This is a genomic window from Mesorhizobium sp. LNHC221B00 (assembly GCF_000502935.1).
In the GTDB taxonomy this organism is placed as follows: Bacteria; Pseudomonadota; Alphaproteobacteria; order Rhizobiales; family Rhizobiaceae; genus Mesorhizobium; species Mesorhizobium opportunistum.
Genome location: NZ_AYWR01000027.1, coordinates 44,340 through 69,707, shown reverse-complemented (window position 1 = coordinate 69,707; position 25,368 = coordinate 44,340). Strand labels below are relative to the sequence as shown.

The window sequence follows — 25,368 nt, the reverse complement described above, 5'->3', positions numbered from 1 at the left end:
GAATGGCTGAAACCTGGTCTAGTCGGCCGGGTGCGGTTCCTGAAGGGCGAGGAGAAGCTGCGCCATGCCAAGCTGCTGGATTTCAGGGAAAAATGAGCAAGCGCGGCGGTGATTTTCTCTACCATTGGATGTCTGACCACTTGGCGGATGGGCCGATCAACGACCCGGTGCTGCTGGTTATCGATATGGCCGAGGCTAAACAGGCAGCAGAGGCCCCAGGCATTCCTGGTGACGAGATCGATGAAGAAATTGGCGAACTTGTTCGAAACCATCATGAGGGCATTGCGGGGCGCCACGCTTCGCCGCTGCGAGGAAGACTAATGCTCGGCAGCCCGAGGGTTCGACAAGGTGTTGCTAATATGCAGCACCGGCGGCATCTCTGACCGCCTCCGCCTGGAACCGCTTCCCAAGGCTGCCCGTAGACGTCAAAATGAGAACGCAAAACGCGAGGCGGCGAAGATGGACAAGCGAGAAAACAAGATCATTGAGACGTGTTGCCTTATAGCCGTTCCCGTATCGATGGCTCTCACTATGGTACTAGCTCAACTGATCCTTGGCTGAACCCAAGGCACCGACCAGGCAAGACATAAGCCGTGTTGGCGACCGCTAAACCGGCAGGCATCTGGCAACGCTAGCTATCGTTGGCCTAGCCATTGGCAACTCCGTTTGAGGGGATCGCCGACGAGGATGATAGGGCCTAACGCAAGAGGGCGCTCGCTCGTACGCGTCCATCGAATGTGACATTAGCGCCACCTGATTGCGTGAACGAACACGCGAACGGAGCAGTCGCTTGAATTGAGGCAGACTGCCCCAGTGTTTGGCCGTCCGGGGGTAAAGGGGCGCACGGCTCGTCGAGAGCTGTTAAACAAGGCGGGGGCCTTTCTCGACGAGCCTGCCTCCGGACGCTAACGGAGATCGGCGACAAGGTGCGGGTCGAGGAGATCACGCCGAAGCCGAAGGGGAGGTAGCGCTTTGACCCCATGAGGCTGGAACTCATGAGGTGCTGTTGAAGGCCGTGCGGCAAGTCACCGGGAAGGAGGTCGAGTTCATCCGGTGGAATACCACGGGACCGGTTCGGCCCCTGCGGCTGGGTAGCGTCCGGCAAGGATCGCCCGCGCAACGACGGAAAAACCGCGCTAGCGCGAAGCGCAACAGCGCCTGACGTTCAAATTAGTCGGTGGAAGAGCCTGGCAACTCGCACGCCAAGGCCAATAATGGCTTGACCATCATTGGCGGCGAAATCCCAACAGCAAAATGCCGCCCAGCCAAAAAGCAGGAGTGAGAAGCGCATTGGCGAATTCTAAGGTAGATAAATTGAACAAGGCGTTAAGGCCTTAACTTCTGTCATTTCCTCAACCTCACCCCGGCGCCGCCCCCGTTCTCGGGGATGTGGTCATAGGAATACTCGGGTTGGTTGCTTGTCCGAGAGATAAGAGGGACTGCGGTGCCAGCGCAATGGGTACGGCAACCCGAGGTAGGTGATAACTGTAGCTGACCCATCTCCCGTGCTTCCGCTGCTACCCACCTGTCACGAAGCGGCGGCTGACCCCTTGTAGCGCAGGGTAGACCCGAGGGGAACAGCTGGCGCTGCCCAGGACGGAAGCGCTATCGCGTGTCGAAACGAATTAACTCCGCAAGACATCTGGAACCATCGGACCGGCAGAGCCTCCATCCCATCGTAGTTCGAGGACGCCAACTTGGCGTTGAATGGCTCTCTTCTCGACAATTCAATCCGGTCGGGTCATATTATAGGTGTCGCAGGGACGGACTTTCAACGGCGCCTCGCCGGGTGGCCGGTTCACACCCAAGTGTGGAATAATCCAAGAAACGTCCGATTCAGCAGCCTCCTCTGGGAGTCCCTTTTATTTTACTGAGCTGTGCAACGCTGCGGGCGAGGGCTGCTTGTAGCGATCTGTCTCGCTCTCTACATTCGGCGACATATCGCCAGCCAAGTTATTGCTCCAACGCGGCCCCCGCTTTTTGACGACTTCCAAGGTGTTTTATTTCGTCGACGAAAGCGGCAACACAGGGCTGAACCTGTTCGACGCGAACCAGCCGAAGCTCGATTACGGTGTGCTGGGCTGCCGCGCGAATCTTGACGTCATCGCTGAGCCGCTGCTGAAAGAATTGCGGCGAGATCTCGGGGTGAAACGCCTCCACGCCAATGAACTCGGTGTCGGACGACTGACGCCAATCGCTGAAAAAATAGCCCGGTTCAGCAAAAAGAACGATCTGCGGTTTTCTCTTTATAAGGTCTCGAAGCCGGACCATGCGATCATCACCTTCTTCGATCAGGTTTTTGATTCCGGCTTGAATGATGCTGTTCCATGGCACCATTACTGGACGCCCATGCGATATGTCCTGCTGTTTAAAGTGTCGTTCCTTTTCGACGAAGACCTTGCGAAAGAGGCATGGAGCGCTAGGCGCGAACAGAACCCCGCACGTTGCGAGGAAAGGCTCAAGAAGCTTTACGCAGGTCTGCTCGAGCGCGTGGGTCGATTGCCGGACGCGCGATCAAGGGAGCTTGTGGCGGGTGCTATCAAATGGGCTGCGGCAAACCCCAAAGAGATCAGCTTCGGCTCCAGCAATTATGAATCGACACTGCAGATATCGCCGAACCTGATCGGGTTTCAGCAGGTCCTGCAGGCAATTGCTATACAATCCAATGCACAAAAGAGCCGGGTCAACCGCATCACGGTCGATCGGCAAACGGAGTTCAACGGCGCCCAAGCCGAATTGTCCGAATGGTAGCAGAGATTGCGAGGCCATAAGTCTGATATGGGTCCCGGCATGCCCAAGGCCGATTACTCGCACATGCCGGAAACGCCGCCCGTATTCATGTCAGGAGATGAGAGTGCCGGTCTTGAGCTGGTTGATGTCACCCTTTGGTTGGCAAAGCGGCTGGAGGAGAGAAAGCCGATTTCTCCCGAACTTCGTGCATTGTTCTGGTCGCAGGCCAAACGAGGGATGACCGATGAGGTTTCCTTGAAGGCCTTGGACAGGAGGTGGCGCCATCTCGCGCATTTGCCTGAACCGGAAAACCCGCTTCCGGGTGATCTGGTGAAAATCTTGGAGGACGTCGAGGAGAAGCGCCGTAAGATCGTGAGCGCTCTATGATCTTACATTTCCGGAAACAGCTTCGGAAACAGCGCGTCCAGAGCGTCCGCCGGAAAGCGCAGCGACACTGGGCCCTTGGGCGTTTCCGACGCCAACAGACCGAGCGCGATCACATCGTTGAACACGCGACGCGCCGTGCGCTCAGGCAGTCCGCTAATGCGGGATGCCTCGCCGCGGTCAAACTCACCGCGCATGAGCGCTTCTTCCAGAAGACGACCGGCTTCTGGTTTCAAGCCGCTACGCTCGACATAGCGATGCAGTCGCTTGGCGAGCGTATCGAGATCAAACAATCCGCTCATGAAGCTCACCTGGTCGGTGCACACCTGCAGGAACCACGAGGTAAAGTCGCCGAGTGCACGCTCGGAGAGGTTGCCCCGCCCGTCGAGATCACCTTGGCGGGGCATATCGGCATGATCCATCATGCGCTTGTAGTCCGTGCGGCTTTTCACGCCGCGTGCCAGGCCGCGCGAGATCGACCACAGCCCGTGGGCGGCGATCCCGGCCTCGTGCGCCATGGCGTGGCTCATCAATCGGCTGACGCGGCCATTGCCGTCGGGGAAGGGGTGAATGTAGTTAAACCGATGATGCGCTGCAGGGATGGCCAGGATCCGTCCGGCCTTGCCCAGCTTGTCGAAGCGATAACGCATGGCAAAGTACTGCATGAAATCGTCGACCCGGTCGCTCGAAGGCGGTTCATGCCGACCGACGGCGACGTCATGCTCTGGCTTCGATCGCCACTCGCCTGGCGCCATGACAAATTCACGGCCGGCACCCTTGATGGTCAGCATGGGCGCTTCGGCATCGCGATAGAATTCCGCGTGCAGCCATCGCAGAAAATCTACCGATGCCGGCTCTGGCAACCGGCCCTCGGCCGCCATACGGTCGATCTCGGCTTGCAGGCGAACATGCGCGGCCGCCTCGAGCTGCAGGTTGCGACGGTTCTCGTCTCGATCGAGCTTTCCGGCCAGCGCCCGTTCGATGTCGCGCGGGCGCGTATCGTGGCCTTCGATCAGGTTGCTGTAGTAAGTGTTCATGATGCGCACGAGATCGGCGAGATTGGCAGCGGTACGCGGGTGAAGGCTTTTGCCCAAAACCGCCGACGTCGCCGATAGCTCCGCCAGCGCATCGGAGATAGTTTCGGATACATCGGTTAGGCGTGCCGGTTCGATGCGCTGTACACTCTCTTCCATAATTGGCCGATCTTGGTTTCTGCTAAATGCGTAATTATAAATATATATTTTGAATTTGCCAGGATATTTGGCCGATCTTCTGGCCGATCACCGGCATCTTGCCGACTTCGCGGGCCCTGGCACCGTCACCGCTGCCAAACCTGGACACCATTGATGCCGCCGACGATGATCCCAGCAGGATGCCGACGATGACCAGGATCACGATGGCCGATAACCGGCACGCCTAGCGTGCTGATATTCATGCACGAATCCGCAAGCGGCGGGAACATTTGGCCGATCCTTTGGCCGAAGTTCGCGGGTTGCCAGGACTCAGGTAACATGGCCGATAAATCGAGGCAGATCCAAACAAATGGCCAAAGAGGATGATCACACCGAAGCGCATATCCAAAGAGACAAGGCAGTCCTGTCCGAGCGCCTGGCCAATCGAAGATCGCAGACGCTCTTTCGAAAGGCGCGCGTTTCCAGCTCTACCTGGCTCTGCGGCTCGCCTCCGGTCGGAGGAAGTTTTCCGCCTGTTCGGCGAGATGGCCAGCGTAGGCCAGGTAATCTACCTGACCCATCATCAGCACTTATGCGACATCGCCAAGGCGGTCATTCCCGACGTGATGATCCACGAACTCGGGTAATTCGAACGGCATTGTTGTTGGCGGCGCGTTCTTGAGGTAAGTCGCATCGCCAACGACCGCTTCGCGCCCAGTGCACGAACCCGCTTCGCGAAGGCGCGGTTGGCAATGCGGTATGGTAATCTTCGGCTTTGAGTGCCTACGGCCTGACCAGGCCATGGAGTTCCCTTCAACGAGAGGAACTCGCCATGGCTACCCTGCCGACCAATGCACCGATATCACCGCTTCGTCAGCGCATGCAGCAAGACATGCTGATGCGAGGTCTGGGACCGCATACACAGCAGGATTACGTACGTCACGTCCGGCGCTTTACCGCATTCCTTGGGCGCGCTCCCGACACTGCGACGCCCCAGGATATCCGGCGCTTCCAGTTGCACCAGCATGAGAACGGTGTCGGCCCCGCGACGATCAACGGTGCGGTCTCGGCGTTGCGCTTCCTGTTCATGGTGACACTGATGCGGCGGGAACTGGCGCGTGCGCTGGTGATCATGCGCTATCCGCGCAAGCTGCCCTATGTGCTGAGCGTGGAGGAAGCGGCGCGCCCTGCTCGAGGCAGCACCAGGCATCAAGTACAAGGCTGCGCTCGGCGTCGCCTATGGCGCGGGCCTGCGCGTGTCCGAGGTCGCGCACCTGAAGGTCGATGATATCGACTCCACACGCATGTTGATCCGCGTCGAACAGGGCAGGGGACGCAGGGACCGCAACGCCATGCTCTCGCCGCAGCTTCTGGCGGCTGTGGTGGCGCGAAGGCAAGCGGCGCGGGGTGATGCTCCCGCATGGCTGGCTGTTCCCGGGGCGCAGTTGAACCGATCCGATCTCGTCGCGGCAACTGCACCGCGCCGTCCAGGAGGCTGCTGAAGTCGCAGGCACCCGCCACACAAATCCCCATAGCGCACAGCATGCGGCCCGCGGGTTCCTGCATGGGAGGCTTTCGTACGCCTGGACGGCACCCGAAACCCTTCACAATTGGAGCCGTCAAGGTCGCCTCCGACGCTTTCCAAAAGCAGACGTCACAGGTAAACGCTCTGGTCGGACCCGAACGCCAACCGGTAGGGCAAGCGAAATCCCACGGTTATGCGCCACGCCATCCGGATCCAGGGCGATCATCACTTTGGGTCACACGGTTGGGCGGTTCGAGTAGCCGGCCTAATGGGCAACATTCGATCGTTGTCGACCTCAGTCCGGACAGGTGCCGTGTGCGGGGTCTTCAGGAAGGAAGAAGCTTCGCCGCTCGCAAGGGGTCAGTTCGCGAGGCACAGTACGGCGGGCGAATTCAATAAGCTCCTTGGGTGTTTGGAAGAGGCGAACGATGCTGACTCTCTTTTCGCCGGAAACAATCGCGACATGGGTGCCGTCGGCGCTGAAAGCCGCGCGTGTAAAGCCCCGTCGAACGGTTGCATCGTCCTGGCTGCTAAGGACGGCAATCTGTCGCCCCGATTGCGCCGCCCATAATCGGACCGTTCGATCTTCGGTCGACGCGGTCACGACATACAACCCATTGGGACTGAACTCGGCGCTGTCCAGCGCGCCGCTGTGGCCCCTGAGAACCCTTTCCAGACCGCCGGCGACGCTCCAGATCCGGGCGGTTCCATCGCGTGAAGCAGTCAGCAACGACCGGCCGTCGGGACTGAAGGCGACCGCCGTCACCGCGCCGGTATGTCCCTCAAGGGTTCGGGCGTTTTTCCCCTCCGTGATCGACCAAATTCGGGCCGTGTGGTCGAGTGAGCCCGTGGCGACCAGTTGACCGTCGGGGTTGAAGGCCGCTGCCGTGATGCGATCCTGATGCCCCACCAGAGCACGGAGTTCGGCTCCGCTGGTCGTGAGGAGGCGTCCCACATTGTCTTCCCTGGCCGAAAAGATCAGACGTCCGTCAGGGCTAAGAACCGCTTGCGGCAGATTGCTGCTTGTATTGATGTCGGCTAGCTCTATGCTGGTCGTCGCGTCCCACAGTTGGGCGGTACCGTTGATCCATGCGCAAACAAGCGATTTGCCATCGCGACCAAACTGGATCTTGATCAGTCCGGCATGTGATCGGAACTGGGCGGTCTCGTGCCCCGTGGCCACATCAAAGATACGGACCACGCCCTCAAGCGATGCCGTGGCGACGCGCCTCCCATCTGGGCTGAACGTCGCGTTTTGAATTATCTCATGCGTATCGAGGCGGATTATCTCGCGCCCACTGACGACATCCCACAGGTGCGCCGCGCTGTCGCCCCCGCCGGTAAGCAGGTGGACGCTGTCGGGGCTGAAGACCGCGAAAGTCGGCCGATATTCATGTGAAAGCGCCGTCGTCAGGGCGCCGTCGACATCCCAAAGCCGAGCGGTGCCATCGTGTGAAGCAGTCAGTAGAATGTTGCTGTCGATCGGGCTGAATTCCAGATGCTCGACCAAGGATTCATGACCGGCGATCGTCGTCACTATCGAGGCGCGTTCAGCGTCCCAGATGCGGATCGGCCCATTGATCGACGCGGTCGCAAGGAAGCGGTCGTCATGGGAGAAGGCACCGTTCATCTCCACATCGCGTTCATCTGTATCGATGTCAGGCTTCAACCCCGAAACCTCCTGGCCGAGCACATCATCCAGCGTTCCCAACGCTCCATCCCAAATCCGGGCAGTGCCATCCAGTGATACCGTTGCGATCCGTTGACCCCCGTGGCTGAAAATCACGCCGTTCAATTGCGTGTCGCTCTTGCTGCCGGCGAACTTTGCGATCTCCATTCCTTTCGACAAATCGAAAAGGCTGGAAGTGTCGCGATCTGAATGCCAACCCCACGGGCCGGCCAGCAACCGGCCTCCGTCCGGGCTGAACGCAAGGGTGAATGGCCAGGAGATCACTCGGATCGACCGCGTCAGCGCGCCGTCCGCGGTATTCCAGATCGAAACCAAACGCTTGCCTGCCGTCGCGAAGCTGCGGCCGTCTGAACTGAAAGCAGCACGCGTATATGCGTCGCTGCTTACACCCAGGACTTTCTTTCCGGTCCGAGCATCCCAGAGCGTTGCATCGCTGTTCTCCCCCGCCGTCAGCACCAGAGTGCCATCCGGGCTGAAGATTGCCGTCGGGAAATTGCCTACCGGCCGCAGGATGTGGAGCTGCTCTCCCGAGACGGCGTCCCAGAGACGTGCAGTGCCGTCCCTCGCGGCCGTCAGGATACGGCTCCCGTCGGGGCTGAATTCGGCCCTTTCCACGGCCCCTTCATGACCTTTTAGAATTGCAGTTTCGGCACCGGTGGAGACGTCCCAGACGGCTGCAGTTTTGTCATAGGATCCGGTGACGATGCGATCACCTGTAGGATTGAATGCCGCATGCGCCACAGCGGCGCCAGGGCGGAGGATTTTGATCTGCCGGTGCGCCAGCAGAGCCTTGTAGAGAGCTGCCTCCGCCTCAAATAGATATGGCCGCTCGGGTTGCTCTTTCGAGGGTAGCGCCTCAAGCGCCAGCCGGATCGCAGCCTCGGTATTGCCTGCCGCGGCGGACCGCTCGGAAAGGAACGAGAGCGAAAGGAACTGATTGCGCAGCGCCTGATCGCGTTGCCCCCTTGCTTCCTCCCGCGCTTTGAGGGCGACCAATGCGCCTGCACCCGCCATGACAGCGAGCATTATTGCGACGATAGCGGCGTTCCGTGTCCGTCGGGCAAGCCGGTTTGCCGCGGCAGCCGCTAGGCTCCGGCGATCGGCCTCGCGCTCGAGGCGCTCGCGTTTTGCCTCTTCGGCAGCCGCGACCAGTGCTAGCTCTGCGTGACGGTCCTTCTCCTCCTTCTGCCGATGGGCACGCAAGGACTCCTCGATGTATTCAAGGACGGCATCGTCGACCTCCTGCCGCCTTGTAAGCATCAACTCTTCGCCCTCCGCCAGACGTTTGCCGGACGGGAGGAGAAGCTCTCGATTCCTGTTTTCCAGGTGCCATCGGTGGGCGTCGGCCCTCAGGCGTTCGCGCGTCGCGAGAAAGTTCCGGTTTGCATTCACAATGTCACCGGCGCGCGGCCAACGGCTCAACAGTGCTTCATGTGCAAGACGAACGAAAACATGCCCTGCGGCGTCCTCGTCGCTGACGAGGAGCCGTGCGTCGATGAGGGCACTGACGAGGGCCGATCGCGCGGGAGTGCCCGCAACTTCGGCATACAGGGCTGGACGTGCCGTGACTGTTTCATCGGCCAGGCTCGCCGTGGTGAGGGCGCGCAGCACCGCGGGCAAGGCGTCCTGGATCCCGGGCGCCAGCAAGTCCAGGACTTCGTCGGCGCGGCGCGCGATTGCGCCTTCGAGGCCGCCCAGCGCACGATAATGTGCAAAGGTCAGAACGCGTCGGTCGCCACTGGCCTGGTACAACGCGTCGAGGACAAACTCGAGAAGCGGCAATGATCCGGGATCTGCAGCCGCTGCCTCCTGCAGGACATCATCGAGTCGACCCCGCTCGGGGTTCTCCTCGAAGCGGAGGCCGGCAACGCGGGCGGGTTCGCGGATGATCTGCCCAATCTCTGTGCCAGTCGGCGGCAGGAGTTCGTAGCTGGCGAGGCCGTCCTTGAGAGCCGAGAAGCCCTGAACCTCGCCGCAGCGGTGGAAGAAATCCGAACGGATCGCCGCTATCACCCAGACCAGTCCGCTCGCCGCCAGCACCGCCATGAACCGCACAAGGGCCTCGCGCGTCGCCGGCTGCCTCTCCGTCGTGAACAGCTCCTCCAGCTGATCGATGACCACAAGCAGTCTGATCTGTGAGCGGGCCGGCCCGGCGGCCTTGCGAAGTGCCTGTCGGACCATCGCCAGGGCTCGATCCGGCGTGCTCCTGCAAAGCAGAGCGAGTTCCGCAGCTGTTACTTCTGAGGACAGCTCCGGCACAGCAGCGTCGTGAAGCAGCGCCGCAGCCAACACAGCGAATGCATCCGGTCCTTCGGAGAGGCGGATCAGGCAGCGGCGCCACAAGGATATGCCTGCCACGGCTCCAGGTCGCGTCAATGACGGCAGCAGGCCAGCGCGCAGGAGGGACGACTTGCCACAACCGCTCATTCCGTAGATGAGCAGGANGGAATGCCGTGCCGCTTGCTGCCTGCTGCTCCAGTCTGGCAGTGCAGGCGGCAATCGCCCGCGCTCGGCCGAAGAATAGATCGGCATCTTCGAATTCGAAGGCATCGAGACCGCGAAATGGCGATTTGACCGGTTCCTCGGACGCAAGGCATACGCGGTAGATGCGCAAGGCACGGGCGACATCCTTCAGTTTGTGCTCGCCGAGATCGATGAATTCCAGCGAGAGGTGGGCCTGAGCCTGGACGCGGACCGCTTCCGTGATGCAAATCCCGCCGGGGCGTGACAAGGTTTGAAGATGAGCTGCAACCTCGACGGCCTCGCCCCTGAGGTGGTCGCCCTCGGCGACGACGTAACCTAGGTCAACGCCGATGCGGAAGCGCAGCCGCTTTGTCTCGGGAACCTCGCAGTTCCGCCTATCGACCTCATGCTGGATCTCGCTCGCACACCGCAACGCCTCGACAGGGCCAGCAAACTCCGCAAGGACTGTCTCTTCGACGCTCGCGAAGACACGACCGGCATGTTTTATCAGCAGCCCATCAAGGACCTGCCTGTACGCCGGGGTAAGTGCAGCAATGCTCCGCTCATCCTTGCCTGCCGGCCGGACTTCGCCGGCCAATTCTGCCGCCAGAATTGTAACCAATCTTGGTCCGGCATTTGAGGGAAGGACCAACCTGTAACCGCGCCTCGGCACTGTCTGCACGACGGCCTGGCGACTGTCGTTGAGCGCCGCACGGATCTCGTGAATGCATTGGACCAGGCTGTCATCGGTGACGGCTAGCCCATTCCAGACCACCTTCATCAGCTCGTCCTTGGTGATGACGCGATCAGCATTCTCCAGAAGGTGGCGAAGTACCGCGAAGGTCTGGTGGCGAACTGCGATTGTCCTATTGAACTGGTCGCGCAAGGTCTCCCTGCTCACGTCGGCGGTCACGCCGTTGAGCACGAACGTCGTGGGCGGCGAGCTATTCAAGCCGGTTCCCCTAAGCACGAAGCCGCAGTCCCATACTAGCACGGTTTCGCGCTGCGACGACTGATCATCATCCAGACCGTGCGGGGAGCGCGGATTTCGGCGAATGATCGTAAGCCGTTCGTGACTTGGCAAACGCCCCGGACCGACAATTCCACATTCCATTGTCGGTGAGAGGGGTTCGCCATGGACTGCTTAGTATGGATTGCTGGAAGCATGGGTGCAAGACCAGTGCTGCGGCTCACGGCCGCCTTCCTGCTCACCCTGTTCTTCGCGACAGCGCCACAGGCCCACTCGACGGATCGTCCCGCGGACGGCCTGGCCGAAGTCGATTTGCAATTGATCCTTGCCGTGGACGTCTCGCCGTCGATGAGCAGAATCGAGCAAAAAGTGCAGCGCGACGGCTATGTTGATGCTTTCCGCCACGCAGACATCGCGATGGCAATCAAGGCGGGAGAACTGGGAAGAATCGCAGTGCTCTATCTGGAGTGGGCGGGACCAAATCAGCAAACCGTCATCGTGCCGTGGACAATTGTCGAAAGCCGAGAGGATACTCTGACTTTGGCGGACAGGCTCGCTGCTCTGTCGTTGACTGAAGGCCGGGGAACGTCGATTTCCGGCGCGTTGCAGGCCGCGAATGGGCTGTTCGCGAAGAGCGGCTTGCGCAGCCCGCGCCGTGTTATTGACGTATCCGGCGACGGACCGAACAATGCCGGAGCACTCATTGACCCCATTCGGCAGTTTCTTCTCGCGGAAGGTGTGACGATCAACGGGCTGCCTATTACACTACCCCGCATTGGCGAGGCCGACGGGTTTGCGCGGTACGACCCCTCCAGGCTGCAATCCTATTTCGAGCGCTGCGTCATCGGCGGACCGGACGCATTCGCAATCGGCGTCACCGACGCCGCAATGTTCGTCACCGCAGTCCGTCGAAAGCTGGTTCGTGAAATCTCGATGAACATGGATCAGGTAATCTACGCCGCGTACACCGAGCGTTCCGGCCCCACGGTCGATTGCAACATCATCGGTCAGTTGCCAGGCCGATGAGGCTCGGCAATGTGGTGCCAGCAACGGAATGGCTTCGCGCATTACTGCCGACAGTCAACAGAGCAGGGGGGATCAACAGCGATGAACGCCGTCAAGGGCTGAAGGGCTGCATTTTGGTAACTTGGTTCCGAAACCGGAAGGGCAAGTTACGGGCCCACGTCAGTCATTCCAGCCATCCGATCCGTTGACCAAGCGGACGTGGCTGGGCCGAGACGGCTGGCAAGCTTGTACCTTTCGGTTGAAAATCGCCCATTTCAGGTATTAGGATGCTGTGCGCCTTCGAGGGCTGCTTAAGAACTCCACGATGCCGTGTGCGTTCATCGGCCGGCTCAGCGCATAGCCTTGCAGGATGTCGCAGCCCAGGTCCTTAAGGATCTTGGCCTGCTGCATCGTCTCGACACCTTCGGCGATGACTTCCACCCCCAAGGACCTTCCAATCTGCACGATCGACTGTACGACCTGCCGCTGCTGGGCTGACTCTGCGATTGGACCAATTAGCTGGCGTGCAATTTTCAGCCGTCGCGGCTGAAGTTTCATCAAGCTGACAATCGAGGCGTGGCCGGTGCCGAAATCGTCAATTTCTATATCGATTCCGAGTTCCTTGATCTGGTTAACGTTCCAGACCACAAGCTCATCATTGTCGTCGAGGAAGATCGACTCTAGAAGCTCGAACGAAACGGTCCCGGGTTTTATTGAAAGCGAATTCAGGCTATTGATCAGCTCCCCGTCCTGCAACCGCGTCGCGGAGACGTTCACCGAAGCGCGCGGCATCGACAGGCCGGCTCTTTGCCACCGATCGAAGTCTTGGAGAGTTTGTTCGAGCACCAGCCGGTCGATGATCGAAACGACATTCAACTCTTCCGCAATCCTCAGGAACCAGGCTGGCGTCTGAAGCCCGGCGATCGGATGGTTCCAGCGCGCCAGTGCCTCGACGCCCGCAACCTCTAACGTTTTCGCGTGGAACTGCAGCTGGTAGTGCGGAACAAATTCGTTGCGTTCCAACCCCGCGAGGATCTCATCGGCGACCCGTTTGGTCCGAACGATCTCGGACTGGAGATCTTCGGTGAAGAACTCATATCGATTGCGTCCCTGGCTCTTGGCCCGGTAGAGGGCTATGTCCGCGTTGACCATCAAGCGTGGGCCGTCGACGGGACCGTCCGCTTCGACCGCGATGCCGATGCTGACCCCGATACGACATTGGTGGTCTTTATAGGGCACCGGCTGTCGCAATCTCTGTAGAATGCGATCGGCCAGCTGGCTGAGTTGGTCAGTTGAGATATCGCGGGTGCACAGTACGACAAACTCATCGCCTCCCACGCGGGCAACGAAGTTTCCTGACCGAACAGTTGATGTCAGCACATTCGCGGTATGGATTAGCACGGCGTCGCCAACCGAATGTCCAAGTGTGTCATTGATTTGTTTGAAACGGTCGAGATCAAGATGCAGAAGTGCAGCGCCGCCGGCAGCCGTTGAATCTGCGACAGCATGCCTTTCCAGCATAGTGTCGAGGTAGCGGCGATTTGGAAGACCAGTCAGCATATCGTGTAGTGCGGTATGCTCATTGCGCGCTGTCGCCGCCTCTAGCTCAGCATTCCTCGTTTCCGCGAGGTTTTTTGCTTGCTCCAACTCCCGGGTCAGGGCCACATCCGCCGTCACGTCCCATTCCGCTCCGACCATTTTGTGATTGGTATCATCCCTGTAACTTTTGGCACGCGCGCGAAGATGTCGAACTACACCATTGGGAAGCACTACACGATATTCCGATGAGTATAGGCCGGTCGCAATCCCTTGTGCGAAATCCTGCTTGGCGTGCTCAAGATCGTCAGCGTGGATCGACCTCGACCACTCTTCGAAGGTCCTCGGTTCGCCATCCGCCGGCTTTCCATAGATTTCGTTCAGGCGGTCGTCCCAGGATATGATGTCCGAGTCGAGATCCTGCTCCCACACACCAATTTGTGATGCGTCAAGCGCAAGCTCCAGCCTTTCGGAGAGCTGTGCAAGCCGTCGTTCGCTGCGCCGTAGATCAGCATAGTGCTTATGCCGTTGCTCGAGAAGCAGCCCTGCAATGACGATTGGAACCAGTACCAGAGCGCCGCCGATGAGCATTGCAAGTCGCAAAATCCAGGCGCTGCGGGGCGCCGCATTCCAACCACCTTTGGGTATAGCGGCAATCTTCCAGGATCCTGTTGGCAATCGCACCTCGGCCGTGACGGGATTGCTTTCCATCACGTGCGCGGGACCGTAAAATCGCGCGCCGCTTTGGCCGAGAGCGTCCTTGCCCGTCAGCGCGATCTCGATCGGCAGTTTCTTGTCTAAAAGACCGCTGTCCTCGTACAGCCTCTGAATGTCGATCACGGCAGCCACTATGCCCCAGAACGTCTCGGTAGGGCGGTCACGGTCAAGGAAGACAGGAAATCGCCCGATAAATGCCTGACCTCCTTGTTTGAGTTCTACCGGTCCGGCCAACACCAGTTGTTTGGTATTGCGTGCCCGAAGTACTGCCTCACGCTGTTCTTCATCCTTGCGAAAGTCCAGTCCAATGGCCTTCTCATTGCCTTGCATCGGATACATCAACGAGATGACCAGGCCAGGGGCAGCGGCGATGTTTCTGAGGTGTATCTTCTCGCGAAAGAGGCTCTCTGCCAGCTGGGCAAAGCGGTCTTGGCTCATATTCGGTTCGGTGACGATCGTCGCGACCAGACCGCGCACGAGTTGAAGGTCTCCATTGACGTTGCCCTCAAGATTGGCGCGGATGAGGTTCATCTCCTTCGCGACGTCAACGCGCAATGCCTGATCGGCAACAATGCTGTTTTGATGGTCGGCAAAAATTCCAGCGAGCAACAGCACGATAAGGGCAATCACTGCCGGGACACGGGTCCAGGTCAGCAAAGCGTGGAAGCGCTGATGAATAGCATTTGCCAACGTGGAGTCTCGGTCAGAGCAACTTCCTATTGGCGCAGCATACCGGAGCACACTTAATCGATTCTTGGTGCTTCCAGTCAATATTTAGCAAGGCACATAGAGAGCGAGATCACATGGCAGTCCCGACGGCCTTTCGCGTCTCCAACAGCCTCTGACGTGCGTCGCAGGTGTCGGGCAGCGCAGCCGACCCATAGGCCGAGCGGGGGGCAATCCGGATGACGCCCTGCCGGGCGCACAAATTGGTCTTCGCGCTCGCTCGCCGATCCGGGCAAAGCGCCGCCAGGTCTATTTCGAGCTGCAGCCGGTGATCTATGACGATTGCCCGACCTTTCTCCCGGCCGTCGCCAGTTGGATCGACGCGGCGCGCCAGGAGGTGAAAGGCTTCGTGGCCGCTGTCGCAGTTCGGTGGCAAAAAGCTGCCCGCCGCCTTGCGGCCCCAAAGCCGCCTCGTCGATTAGCATTAGACCACTTGATCCTTTACAATGAACCAAAGGGCGAACAACGAGGAAGGCATGCGCGAGCGCTTCCAGCTGGAGGCGATGAGCGTGACCACTTCAGCGACGCTGCCAAGCCGGCCTCAACAAGGGCGAGGTAGCGCACAAACTCAAACGCGGAGTCTTCTTCCATGAGCGTGGCGAACTCCGCGACCGGTCGTTCGAAAGTCGGGCATTCCGCGCATCGGGCCTCAATCTAGTCGTCAGCGCGATCGTACACTGGAACACTGTCTATCTCGACCGCGCAGTCACAGAGCTCAAACGAGCGGGAAGGAACATCCCAGATACACTGTTGAAGCATATCTCGCCGCTGAGTTGGGAGCACATCAACCGACGGGCATCTACACCTGGGACAGCGAGCAACATCTCCCGGAAGGCTTCAGGTCGCTTCGGCTCCCGGCCGGGCTAAGGCGCGCCGCATAACGTTCCTGCTCCGTTCGACCTTAGCGTACGGATTTCGCACTGCTCTTGTTCCGACCCCAGCTAGCAACTCAAGGCCTGACTGATCGTTCGGCAGCCGGTGACCGGATCGTCGCGACCCTGTCGCTTCGACAAGGTCACCAGGTTGGTGCCGCCGCCATGGCGCAGCGACGGAAACAGGATACCGCGCAGCCGGGTCGTAATGACCAGGTCAGCAAGCTTCCACGATGAAGGTACTTGCTGTCGATACGAGCGATCTGGCACCAGGCACAATCCCAACGCCGCTGTCGGGCGTTTATCGGGGCGACAACGGCAATTGTTAGCTGATCGCACGCCAGGGCGCTGTCTCCGGCGTGAAGGGCGAACCACGCTCGCCAAAAACCTGCTCGACCGGCTGAGGCAAGTTTCTGGCAGACATTTGCGCCTTGTTGTAGATTGGTTGGGGCGATGGGAACGAAGAGGTTGGTCGGCAGTGGTCGGAAACGCTGCGCAGCGCCGTTTGGCTGCCATCCTAGTGGCCGACGTGGTTGGTTACTCCCGCCTCATGGAGGCGGATGAGCTCGGCACTTTTGATGTGATCAAGGAACGGCGAAGGGAGATCGTGGTGCCGGCCGTTCGAGAGCACGCCGGTCGAATTGTCAAGTTCATGGGCGACGGAATCCTGGCCGAATTTGCTAGCGCAGTAAATGCGGTGAGTTGTGCGCTTGAACTTCAGCTCCGCATGGCCAAGGCAAATGAAACGCTAGCAGATGCTAATCGGATCAGATTGCGGATAGGCATTAACCTGGGAGACATCATAGAGGACGAGTCGGATGTCTACGGTGACGGTGTTAACATCGCCGCTCGGCTTGAAACCCTGTCCGAGCCGGGAGGTATTTGCATTTCGGGCCAAATGTACGACGCGATTCAAGGAAAGCTCGAGATTTCAATCGAGGACATTGGGGAAAGCTCCCTCAAGAATATATCCCGGACAATTCGCGTCTATCGCATCAGGCCCAAAGATGCAGAAGGAGTCCAAGAAGCCCAATTTTTAAGGGTCAACGAGCGTACGACAGTGGCGGTATTGCCATTCGCAAATATGTCTGGCGACCCAGCACAAGACTATTTCTCCGATGGAATTACCGAAGACATAATCACGGAGCTTTCCCGCTATCAACATCTGTCAGTGATTGCACGTAATACGACAGCTCTGTTTAAGGATCGGTCCGTAAACGTGGCGGAGATAGGCCGCAAGCTTCGGGCTGATTTTGTGATCGAGGGAAGCATCCGCCAGGCCGGCAACAGGGTGCGTGCTACAGTTCAACTCATTGACGTTCAAACTGGGACTCATGCGTTCGCAGAAAAATTCGATCGAAGAATTGAAGACATATTTCAAGTTCAGGACGAGATCGTTGATGCTATTCTTGGCCGGCTTTTTTATAATTTGGATGAAGCAGCAAGCAAAGCTCGTCAGCGAAATCCGACGACAAGCACCACCGCTTATAGTTTGTGGTTGCGCAGCAGGCAGGCTTCTAGAAATGGCGATGAGGAGGATGCTATAAGCTGCCTGAATCAGGCGATCAAAATTGATCCTCAATATGCGAGAGCGTTGGCCATGTTGAGTGGCCTATATGGCTATAGACGATTTACCGGATCCGCACGTGACACTCATATGAAAATCGCCGAACTATCTCGCGGATACGCTGAAAGAGCTATCGCTGCCGACAAGACAGACGCCTACGTGCTTGAACAGGTAGCAGCTGCGTACCTAATGCTCGGGGATGGAGACAATGCAAGACGATATTCTGATAGTGCAAGTTTACTCAATCCGCGTGACATCTCCACGGCCGCCACACGGGCACTAGTTCTCGCGTTCATAGGCGAACGCAATCGCGCACGGGAAATAATTGAACGTGTATGTCGGGCTGAGCCACGCGTACCGCCGGGATGGACCGTTATCTTGGCAGACGTACAGTATCTAATGCGTGACTTTGAAGGAGCCCTTAATACCTACAGAACAATTAACGGCGCACCTTTCTATGTAAGATTGCTTCAGTCGATGTGCCTTTCCCAACTGGGGAGGATCGATGAGGCAAAAGCAATTCTAGGCGAGGCACCGACAGGTTTCGATATTCCAGCATTCGCCTGCAATTGTGCAGGCATGTGCGCACTGGCCGAAGACCATGAATTGTGGCTCGAGGGGTTTCGCAAAGCAGGCGTAGACGTGTGAGCGTCGTGTTCCGTTCTCAGTTATTGAAGACGCTTCTGCTCAGACTCAATGCTCAGTCTCGTCCACATCGACCGAGGCAATTTTTGTCGTCACCCGCTCGAGTTCCTCCACACTTGCGGATAGCCGCGTTCTCAGACTGGCGGTCCCCTATAGCATTCACTGCGCCCACTCTCCGAACACCGCCATGCCGTCACGAGCCCATCATGGTGGGCCTGGAATCGATCCTCGCAGCTTGCCGAAGGTTCTGCGGCCACGGGACCTCGTCGATCCAACGCTGAAGGTCGAGCCAATCAAGGTGAAGACACGGGACTTCCGATAGTGCTCGCATCGTCCGTGCTCAGCGGTAAACGCAAAAGTCGCCGTCTGAGATAGGGTGGAGAGCGGCCACCAAAGGTCAGTGACCATCGACTGCTTCGCGCCTCAATCTCGGTCGTTGCGGACAGATCTGTCACTGATTGAAAGCCGACATCGTGGCGATGACGCTGGGCGTCCCTCGCGGCTCAGCGCGTTCAAAGCCACTACGACCCAGGCAAGAGTCGCTACCGTACGCCCGACTTGAAGTTGCGCGTCAGTGCATTGGCAGGATGTTCTGGTTGAGGCGGAACAGATTGTCCGGATCGTATATCTGCTTGATCTTGGCGAGCCGCGCGTAGGCCTCGGCTCCCAGGGCGTCGCGCACGAGATCCGCTCCTTCGCCATGGCCGGGGAAGTTCAGATAGAGGCGCCCGGTCGAGTAGCGCTGCATCTCCTGCCAGAAGCTGCGAACCCAGCCGATGTTCGCATCGTCCTCGTCAGCGCCTGGCCAGATGGCGTCGAGGCTGAGCATGAAGGGCATGGAGCGGTCGCCGAAGGCGGTCGCATCGGCTGGGACGCGCTGGACGAAACCGCCGAACTTCCAGATCGAGGCGAAGGTCATTTCGGAGGGTCGCTTCGCCATCCGCGCGGTGATCTCCCCGATGACCTCGTCGTCGAGGCGCGAGAGGTAGGTGGATTTCCAGTAGCAGCGGTCGCGGCCTTTCGGGAACAGCCCGTCATAGAGCGACTGGATGGTGCGATATGGCATGCGGCCGCTGAAATCGACGAGCGGTTCCCCAAAGCTGCGCAACGGCGCCATGACCCGCTCGCCCTCGTCGGCCGGTCCGTCATAGACATGCGCGAGCGCCAGGACGCGCCGGCCCCTTGCATGCTCGGGGATCGAGGGATCGTCCGGCAGCGTGGAGAATTCCGCCAGGCCGCTTAGGCGATCGGGTGCGGTCTGCATGAAGTCGCGCCAGAGTGGAATGATCTCGTTGGCGCGCTCTTCGGGATAGGCCGGACCGCATAACATCAGCTCCGGCTCGATCGGGTGCAGCTTGAACTCGAAGCTCGTCACCACGCCGAAATTGCCGCCGCCGCCGCGCAGCGCCCAGAAGAGACCCGGGTTCTGCGTCGCGTCGGCACGGATGAGGCGGCCATCGGCGGTCACCAGATCGGCCCCCAGCAGATTGTCGACGCTGAGGCCGTGGCTGCCGCGCAGCCAGCCTATGCCACCGGAAAGCGTCAGGCCGGCAACGCCCGTCGCCGAGATGAGGCCGCCTGGCGTGGCGCGATCATGCGGGGTGGTGGCCGCATCGACATTGGCCCAGGTGGCGCCGCCCTCGACGAAGGCGCGATCGAGGCCGGGCGCGACCCGCACGCCCTGCATCAGCGACATGTCGATCATCAGCCCGCCGTCGCAGACGGCGTAGCCTGCAACATTGTGGCCTCCTGAGCGGATCGCGATCGCCAGCCGCTCTTCGCGCGCGAAATTTACCGACGCCTCGACATCGGCAGAACTCCGGCAGCGCGCGATGAGAGCGGGACGTCGGTCGATCATGCCGTTCCAGACGATCCGCGTCGTGTCATAGGATGGGCTCGACGGCTCCAGCACCTCGCCGCGCATGACGGCACGGAAGCTTTCGATGCTCGATGGTGCAAGGGTAGCGGTGGCGGCCATGTGGCGGTCTCCTCGTTTCACACACGCTAGCGCGGCGCGGGCACGGCCACTAAAGTCGAAAATGCTGAAAGGCGGTCATTTCTGCCATGGTTGAACAGATCGGCCCATTGAATGTGGCGATCCTTGCCGTTCCGGAGGCTACCGCCTCCACGATCTACGGCATGTTCGACCTGTTTTCCTCGCCCGGCAGGGATTTCCTGTTCATCACCAGCGGTGTGGCGGGCATGCCGCGCATGCGGCCCTATGTGGTTGCTGGGGACGGCAGCCCGTTTCGCGCTGCAAACGGCATCTGGGTGCGCCCAGATCACAGCCTTGCCGATTGCCCGCCACCCGACATCGTCTGTATTCCAGATTTCTTCGTCAATCCGGGAGAAAGCGTTGCCGGGCAGTATGACGCCGAAGCCGCGTGGCTGAAGCGAGCGCATGACGACGGCGCTATGCTGGCCAGCGCATGCTCGGGCGCGGTGCTGCTCGGCGAGGCCGGGCTGCTCGACAATCGCGAGGCCACCATTCACTGGGGCTATGTCGAGACGCTCACGAACAACTATCCTGGCGTTAAGGTGAAGCCGGGCCAGTCGCTCGTGCTGAGCGGCGAGGTCCAGCGCATCGTCATGGCCGGGGGCGGCTCAAGCTGGCAGGATCTCGCCCTCTATCTGATCGCGCGCTTCGTCAGCCTCAGGGAGGCGATGGAGGTCGCCAAGGTCTACATGCTGCAGTGGCACGACATGGGCCAGCAGCCCTTCGCCGCGCTGATGCGCTTTCGGCAGACCGACGACGCGGTGATCAACCGGTGCCAGAAATGGGCGGAACTCAACTATCGGACTCCGTCCCCCGTCGCCGCCATGACAAGGTTGTCAGGCTTGTCCGAGCGCTCCTTCGTGCGCCGCTTCGCCAGGGCTACGGACATGAAGGCGATCGACTACATCCACGCGCTCAGGCTCGAGCAGGCCAAGCAGATGCTGGAGACGGGCGATCTCCCTGTCGAAGCGGTGGCGAATGAAGTCGGCTACGAGGACGCGAGTTTTTTCGGGCGGCTCTTCCGCCGCAAGGTCGGGCTGACGCCGGCGCAATATCGCATTCGCTTCGGCGCTCTCCGGCGAGCTCTGAGCCGCGATTGAATCTCAACCGTCGCGGCGCGATGCCCACATTCCGCTTTGCGCCCAATTGCAGTCATTCGCACGGCCCAGTCCATTGACCAAAAGCGGACATCGCCAATGGCCAGGCCTCAGGCTGTTGTCTGCCCAAGGGTCTGGAACGACTGGAACCCAATGGCTCGGAGCTATCTTCCTTTGCCTCACCAGTAGTGCCAGACTGGATGGAGGGAGCATGACATGAGGGAGACGCGCAAAATCGCAGCGATCCTCGTCTCGGATGTGGTCGGCTACAGCCGGCTAGCCGGCGCAGATGAAGATCGCATCTTGGCACGGCTGCGGGCGCTGCGCAGCGATCTCATCGATCCCACCATCGCCGTTCATCGTGGTCGCGTCGTCAAGCGCACCGGCGACGGGAGCCTCGTCGAGTTCGGCAGCGTGGTGGAAGCAGTGCGCTGCGCGATCGAAGTGCAGAACGCCATGCTTGAGCGCAACGCCGGGGTGCCGGATGAACGCCGCATCGAGTTCCGGATCGGCATTCATTTGGGCGACGTCGTGCAAGAAGGCGATGGTGACCTGATGGGTGATGGCGTCAACATCGCCGCACGCCTGGAAGGCATCTGCGAACCCGGCAATATCTGTCTTTCCGAGCAGGCTTATTGGCAGGTCAAGTCAAGGCTCGACATCGCGATCAACGATCGCGGTGCGGTTCAGCTCAAGAACATCACCGAGCCGATCCGGGTTTATTCGCTACAGGTCGGCGTTCCCTCCAAGGCAAAGCCCGCGGCACCAACTGGACCGTCCCTTGTTCTAGAGAAGCTTTCACAACCGCTCGCACCTCCCGACAAGCCTTCGATTGCTGTGCTGCCTTTTATCAACATGAGTGGTGACCCTGAACAGGAGTTCTTTACCGACGGGCTGACGGAGGACATCATCACCGATCTGTCGAATGTGTCCGGCTTCTTCGTCATCGCCCGCAACTCCACTTTTGCCTATAAAGGCAAACCAACCGACGTACGTCAGATCGCTCGCGATCTGGGCGTCAAATATGTTCTCGAGGGCAGCGCCCGGCGATCCAACAAGCGGTTGCGCGTCAACGTGCAGCTTATTGATGCCGGAGAAGGCGGCAACCACGTGTGGGCCGAGCGCTTCGACCGCGAAATTGCCGACATCTTCGACGTTCAGGACGAGGTGACGCGACGCGTTGTTGAAGCGATCTCTGGTAAGCTTGGTGAAAAGAAACTTGTTGCCCGTACCCGACCGTCAAATCTCGAAGCCTATGATCTTTGTGTTAGGTCGCGAGGCAAGTGCAACAATTCCAGGTCCGACAACAGGGAGGCGTGTGCTGACCTGGAACGTGCCCTTCAGATCGATCCAAACTACTGCGAGGCGCACAGCAATCTTGCCATCTCACTGCTATTTGGCTGGATTATCTGGGGAGAGCCACAGGAGCCCGGCCGCGCAAATGCTCTGATACACGCGCAAAGGGCAGTGAAAATCGATCCCGACGATTCCCACGCTCGCAGGATCCTGGGCTGCGTCCAGCTCTACGAGCGCAATTGGGATGAAGCAAAATCCCAATTCGATGCTGCCGTTCGACTTAATTCCAACAATGCAGATGCGGTTGCCTGGACGGGTGAGCTGCAAATCTACTTAGGCGATCCGCAAGCAGCGCTGATAGCTTGTGGCGCGGCGCTCCGTATAAATCCCCGCCCACCCGGTTGGTATTTCTGGATCATGGGAATTGCGCAGATTTCCTCCGGTCACTATGAAGAAGCTGTGGCGTCCTTGAGCCGGGAAGAAACGTACGGGACGGGTTCGAGGGAGCACCTGGTTCCCGCGCTTGCCCTTGCCGGTCGCGTTCCTGAGGCGCAGGAGGAAGCCCGGCTCTTTCTTGCGGGCAATCCAAATTGGAGGGTTAGTGATTTGGTGGCGGCCTCACCTTTCAAGAGCCCGAGCGATGCGCAGCCGTTTGTTGATGGCTGGCGTCTGGCGGGCTTGCCAGATTAAGGCCGACGGGCATCACCTGAGCGAGGCCTGCGATTGTGCACTATCGACCGGTTCATCCCTGAAAGCCGCTGTTCCGATCGGTCCAGCCGGTCCGGGGTCGCAACGATTCTTTCCTCTACTACTTCTCGCTGCCAGCCCTTCGACGTCTTTGGTCTACTCGCTTAGAATAAAAGAAGTGGCCGGACGGACAGACCGCCGTTGGCAGGTGGGCTCCAGCACCGGACAATTTCCCACCCCTGGTCGCCCGCCACCATGCGCCTGGCGAGCATGCCGGTAACGGCCGATCGGCAATCGCACAATGCGCGCGCGCCTTAGAGGCAAAATCTGTCTGGGCACGAGTCGCCATGACCTCTCAGAGTCTTTGACCGGAGGCCCATGGCCGCTGAAAAAGCTGCTGCTCCCAGGTGCGGGGGCGCCGAGACAGCCGTTCGAACGGCGGTGGCCCGTTTCACTCCGACAGACCGGCCCTCCGCAATCCGTTGAACAGCTGATCACCCGCTTCCCTGTGCGCGTAAGGGCTCATCGCGACGACATCCCGCAAAGAGAGGTTCGGCTTGAGTTTCCGTCCTATCGCTAAGGCCTGGGCAGCCTCGGATGCATGGCCAAGTTGGGCGTGAGCGGCGGCAAGCTGAAGCCAGGCGCCGTATTCCTTCTGTGGGATATTGCCGAGGGCGGCGATCGCTTCGTCGTATCTCTCCAGGTCGATCAAGATCCCGCCGCGAATCCACCAGAACCAATGCGGTGGAAATTTGCTCCTCTGCAGCGCGTCGTCGATCTCGATCAGCGCCTCTTCTGGCTGGCCGGCAAATCGCATCCCTTCCGCCCGGTCGGCGCGAATCTCCGCGTCAGCGGGATTGAGATCGACAGCGCGGTTGAAATGCATGCTCGCACGTTCGTGCTGTCCCAGCCAGAGCGCGACCATCGCGTTGGCCTGCTGGACGGCTGCATCGTTGCTGTCCAGTTCCAAGGCCCTTTGCGCGGCAAGGCGGGCCTCTTCCAGAGTCAATGAATCGGCATCGGCCCAGTAGCTGCCGAGGTGCCCGATTGCGAGCCAGGCATGGGCCTGGGCGAATCCCGGATCGATGGAAATTGCACGAGCGAAGAAGGGTGCGGCTTCCCTGTCGCTGGCCCGGCGGGCGACTTCTCTACCTTGCATGAAGAAGTCGTAGGCGGTCCAGCTCGACGTTGGCTTCTTGCGCAGTTGCGCTACGGCGGTGCTCATCATGTGCCCTTCGAGCGTCGCAACTATCGCCGAGACGACCTCATCCTGCACCGCGAAAATATCGTGTGTTTCGCGGTCAAATCGTTCAGCCCAGACGTGGTTGCCAGTGTCGGCGTCGATCAGCTGCACGGTAATGCGTATCCGCTCGCCCTTTTTCTGCACGCTACCTTCAACAACAAAGTTCACACCGAGATCGCGCGCAGCCAGCACGGGGTTAACGCCTTTGCCGCCAAGCTGAAACGAGGCATGACGAGCGGCTACGGAAAGGTTCTTGAACCGGGACAGCTCGGTAATGATGTCCTCGGTGATGCCGTCTGACAGGTATTTCTGGCCGGGATCGCCGCTGAGGTTGTCCAGCGGCAGGATGGCTATCGAAGGCTTGTTGGAAATGGGTGAGATCGTCTGGGGTGCCATTGGCACGACGGTAGGTCCGCAATGATAGACGCGGACGCGCGTGCTGATATTCTTGAGCTGTCGTTCGCCCGCGTCCTCGAAGGCGGCGTCGACCTTGCCTCGGACCTCTTCGTGAACCTTGCCGGAAATGCATATGCCACCGGGCTCCGCCAGCGTCTCGAGCCGCGCGGCGATGTTGACGCCTTCCCCATAGATGTCGGCACCTTCGCCGATGACGTCGCCGAGATTGATGCCTATGCGGAGCACAATGCGGCTCTGATCTGGCAAGTCCGTATTGGCTTCCGACATCTTTCGTTGCAGCTCAATCGCCGCGCTCACCGCGTTTACCGCGCTGGCGAATTCGATGAGCACGCCGTCGCCCATGAACTTGACGATGCGGCCACCCCTTGCGCGCACCGTGGGCTGCAGGATCAAGGTCCGTCGGTCTTTGAGCGTGGCAAGCGTGCCTGCTTCATCGGACTCCATCAGCCGCGAGTATCCGACCACGTCGGCGACGACAATGGCGGCCAATCGGCGGGTGAAGCTTTCTTCGACCAATTTGGGCAGACCTCTGACAACCGGCTTTAATGATCGTATTTGCGCTCCTCTGAGAAGTCCATTCGCCAGGGAATCGGGCCGGCGCCAGACACGGTGGCGGGTAGTGTGCTGAGA

15 protein-coding genes and 4 pseudogenes are annotated in these 25,368 nt (G+C 59.8%); 12 read left to right on the top strand and 7 right to left on the bottom strand.

Annotated elements, in window-relative coordinates; genetic code table 11:
* The 4 genes and pseudogenes from X741_RS1000000171230 to X741_RS1000000170555 all read left to right on the top strand — a co-directional run.
* A pseudogene (locus X741_RS1000000171230) lies at positions 1-96 on the top strand (ATP-dependent DNA ligase); the annotation flags it as partial.
* Positions 93-383 (top strand): DUF768 domain-containing protein, encoded by a 291-nt coding sequence (locus tag X741_RS1000000170560; protein ID WP_023780144.1) that lies wholly within the window; start codon positions 93-95, stop codon positions 381-383. The pseudogene X741_RS1000000171230 and the gene X741_RS1000000170560, both read left to right, overlap by 4 nt.
* Positions 384-1,995: 1,612 nt before the next feature.
* Positions 1,996-2,751, top strand: coding sequence for a hypothetical protein (locus X741_RS140935; RefSeq protein ID WP_032928299.1), 756 nt, complete (start codon positions 1,996-1,998; stop codon positions 2,749-2,751).
* A gap of 39 nt (positions 2,752-2,790) precedes the next feature.
* Positions 2,791-3,117, top strand: coding sequence for a hypothetical protein (locus X741_RS1000000170555; protein WP_198024009.1), 327 nt, complete (start codon positions 2,791-2,793; stop codon positions 3,115-3,117).
* A gap of 2 nt (positions 3,118-3,119) precedes the next feature.
* Here the strand turns inward: X741_RS1000000170555 and X741_RS140945 are convergent, their stop codons facing one another.
* Together X741_RS140945 and X741_RS1000000170065 are read right to left on the bottom strand one after the other, a co-directional pair.
* Entirely contained in the window at positions 3,120-4,307 is a 1,188-nt protein-coding gene (locus X741_RS140945; protein WP_023769226.1) for a Fic family protein, read from the bottom strand.
* 34 nt (positions 4,308-4,341) lie between these two features.
* Positions 4,342-4,509: a hypothetical protein gene (locus X741_RS1000000170065; RefSeq protein WP_023769227.1), complete on the bottom strand. Its 168-nt coding sequence runs from the start codon at positions 4,507-4,509 to the stop codon at positions 4,342-4,344.
* A gap of 215 nt (positions 4,510-4,724) precedes the next feature.
* Here X741_RS1000000170065 and X741_RS1000000171225 point away from each other — a divergent pair.
* The 3 genes and pseudogenes from X741_RS1000000171225 to X741_RS1000000171215 all read left to right on the top strand — a co-directional run.
* A pseudogene (locus X741_RS1000000171225) lies at positions 4,725-4,933 on the top strand (hypothetical protein); the annotation flags it as partial.
* A 185-nt stretch (positions 4,934-5,118) separates the two neighbouring features.
* Positions 5,119-5,574 carry a site-specific integrase gene (locus tag X741_RS1000000171220; RefSeq protein ID WP_245264353.1) on the top strand — a complete coding sequence of 152 codons (456 nt, stop codon included), beginning with the start codon at positions 5,119-5,121 and terminating at the stop codon, positions 5,572-5,574.
* Positions 5,474-5,788: a tyrosine-type recombinase/integrase gene (locus X741_RS1000000171215; RefSeq protein ID WP_348625705.1), complete on the top strand. Its 315-nt coding sequence runs from the start codon at positions 5,474-5,476 to the stop codon at positions 5,786-5,788. Before X741_RS1000000171220 ends, X741_RS1000000171215 begins: the two co-directional genes overlap by 101 nt.
* 318 nt (positions 5,789-6,106) lie before the next feature.
* Here X741_RS1000000171215 and X741_RS04600 read toward each other — a convergent pair whose 3' ends face one another.
* Together X741_RS04600 and X741_RS1000000171705 are read right to left on the bottom strand one after the other, a co-directional pair.
* The gene (locus X741_RS04600; RefSeq protein WP_348625704.1) at positions 6,107-9,928 is read right to left on the bottom strand and encodes a WD40 repeat domain-containing protein; all 3,822 of its coding nucleotides are present in this window, start codon (positions 9,926-9,928) and stop codon (positions 6,107-6,109) included.
* A 92-nt stretch (positions 9,929-10,020) separates the two neighbouring features.
* Positions 10,021-10,745: pseudogene (locus X741_RS1000000171705) on the bottom strand (hypothetical protein); the annotation flags it as partial.
* A gap of 399 nt (positions 10,746-11,144) precedes the next feature.
* On the opposite strand from X741_RS1000000171705, the gene X741_RS140955 reads away from it, so the two are divergent.
* The gene (locus tag X741_RS140955; RefSeq protein ID WP_198024008.1) at positions 11,145-11,960 is read left to right on the top strand and encodes a DUF1194 domain-containing protein; all 816 of its coding nucleotides are present in this window, start codon (positions 11,145-11,147) and stop codon (positions 11,958-11,960) included.
* A gap of 261 nt (positions 11,961-12,221) precedes the next feature.
* Here X741_RS140955 and X741_RS140960 read toward each other — a convergent pair whose 3' ends face one another.
* The gene (locus X741_RS140960) at positions 12,222-14,882 is read right to left on the bottom strand and encodes an EAL domain-containing protein (protein WP_031258776.1); all 2,661 of its coding nucleotides are present in this window, start codon (positions 14,880-14,882) and stop codon (positions 12,222-12,224) included.
* A gap of 552 nt (positions 14,883-15,434) precedes the next feature.
* On the opposite strand from X741_RS140960, the pseudogene X741_RS1000000169080 reads away from it, so the two are divergent.
* Positions 15,435-15,799, top strand: a pseudogene (locus X741_RS1000000169080) (Tn3 family transposase); the annotation flags it as partial.
* A 496-nt stretch (positions 15,800-16,295) separates the two neighbouring features.
* Positions 16,296-18,005, top strand: a complete 1,710-nt coding sequence (locus X741_RS140970; protein ID WP_051410521.1) for an adenylate/guanylate cyclase domain-containing protein — start codon at positions 16,296-16,298, stop codon at positions 18,003-18,005.
* A gap of 568 nt (positions 18,006-18,573) precedes the next feature.
* Here the strand turns inward: X741_RS140970 and X741_RS140975 are convergent.
* Positions 18,574-19,980, bottom strand: a complete 1,407-nt coding sequence (locus X741_RS140975) for an FAD-binding oxidoreductase (protein WP_023780135.1) — start codon at positions 19,978-19,980, stop codon at positions 18,574-18,576.
* A gap of 86 nt (positions 19,981-20,066) precedes the next feature.
* On the opposite strand from X741_RS140975, the gene X741_RS140980 reads away from it, so the two are divergent.
* Entirely contained in the window at positions 20,067-21,098 is a 1,032-nt protein-coding gene (locus X741_RS140980; RefSeq protein ID WP_023780134.1) for a helix-turn-helix domain-containing protein, read from the top strand.
* A gap of 213 nt (positions 21,099-21,311) precedes the next feature.
* On the top strand, positions 21,312-23,081 hold the full coding sequence (locus X741_RS140985) for an adenylate/guanylate cyclase domain-containing protein (protein ID WP_023780133.1): 1,770 nt from the start codon (positions 21,312-21,314) through the stop codon (positions 23,079-23,081).
* Between the two features lie 448 nt (positions 23,082-23,529).
* Here the strand turns inward: X741_RS140985 and X741_RS140990 are convergent, their stop codons facing one another.
* Entirely contained in the window at positions 23,530-25,254 is a 1,725-nt protein-coding gene (locus tag X741_RS140990) for an adenylate/guanylate cyclase domain-containing protein (protein ID WP_032928292.1), read from the bottom strand.
* Between the last annotated feature and the right edge of the window lie 114 nt (positions 25,255-25,368).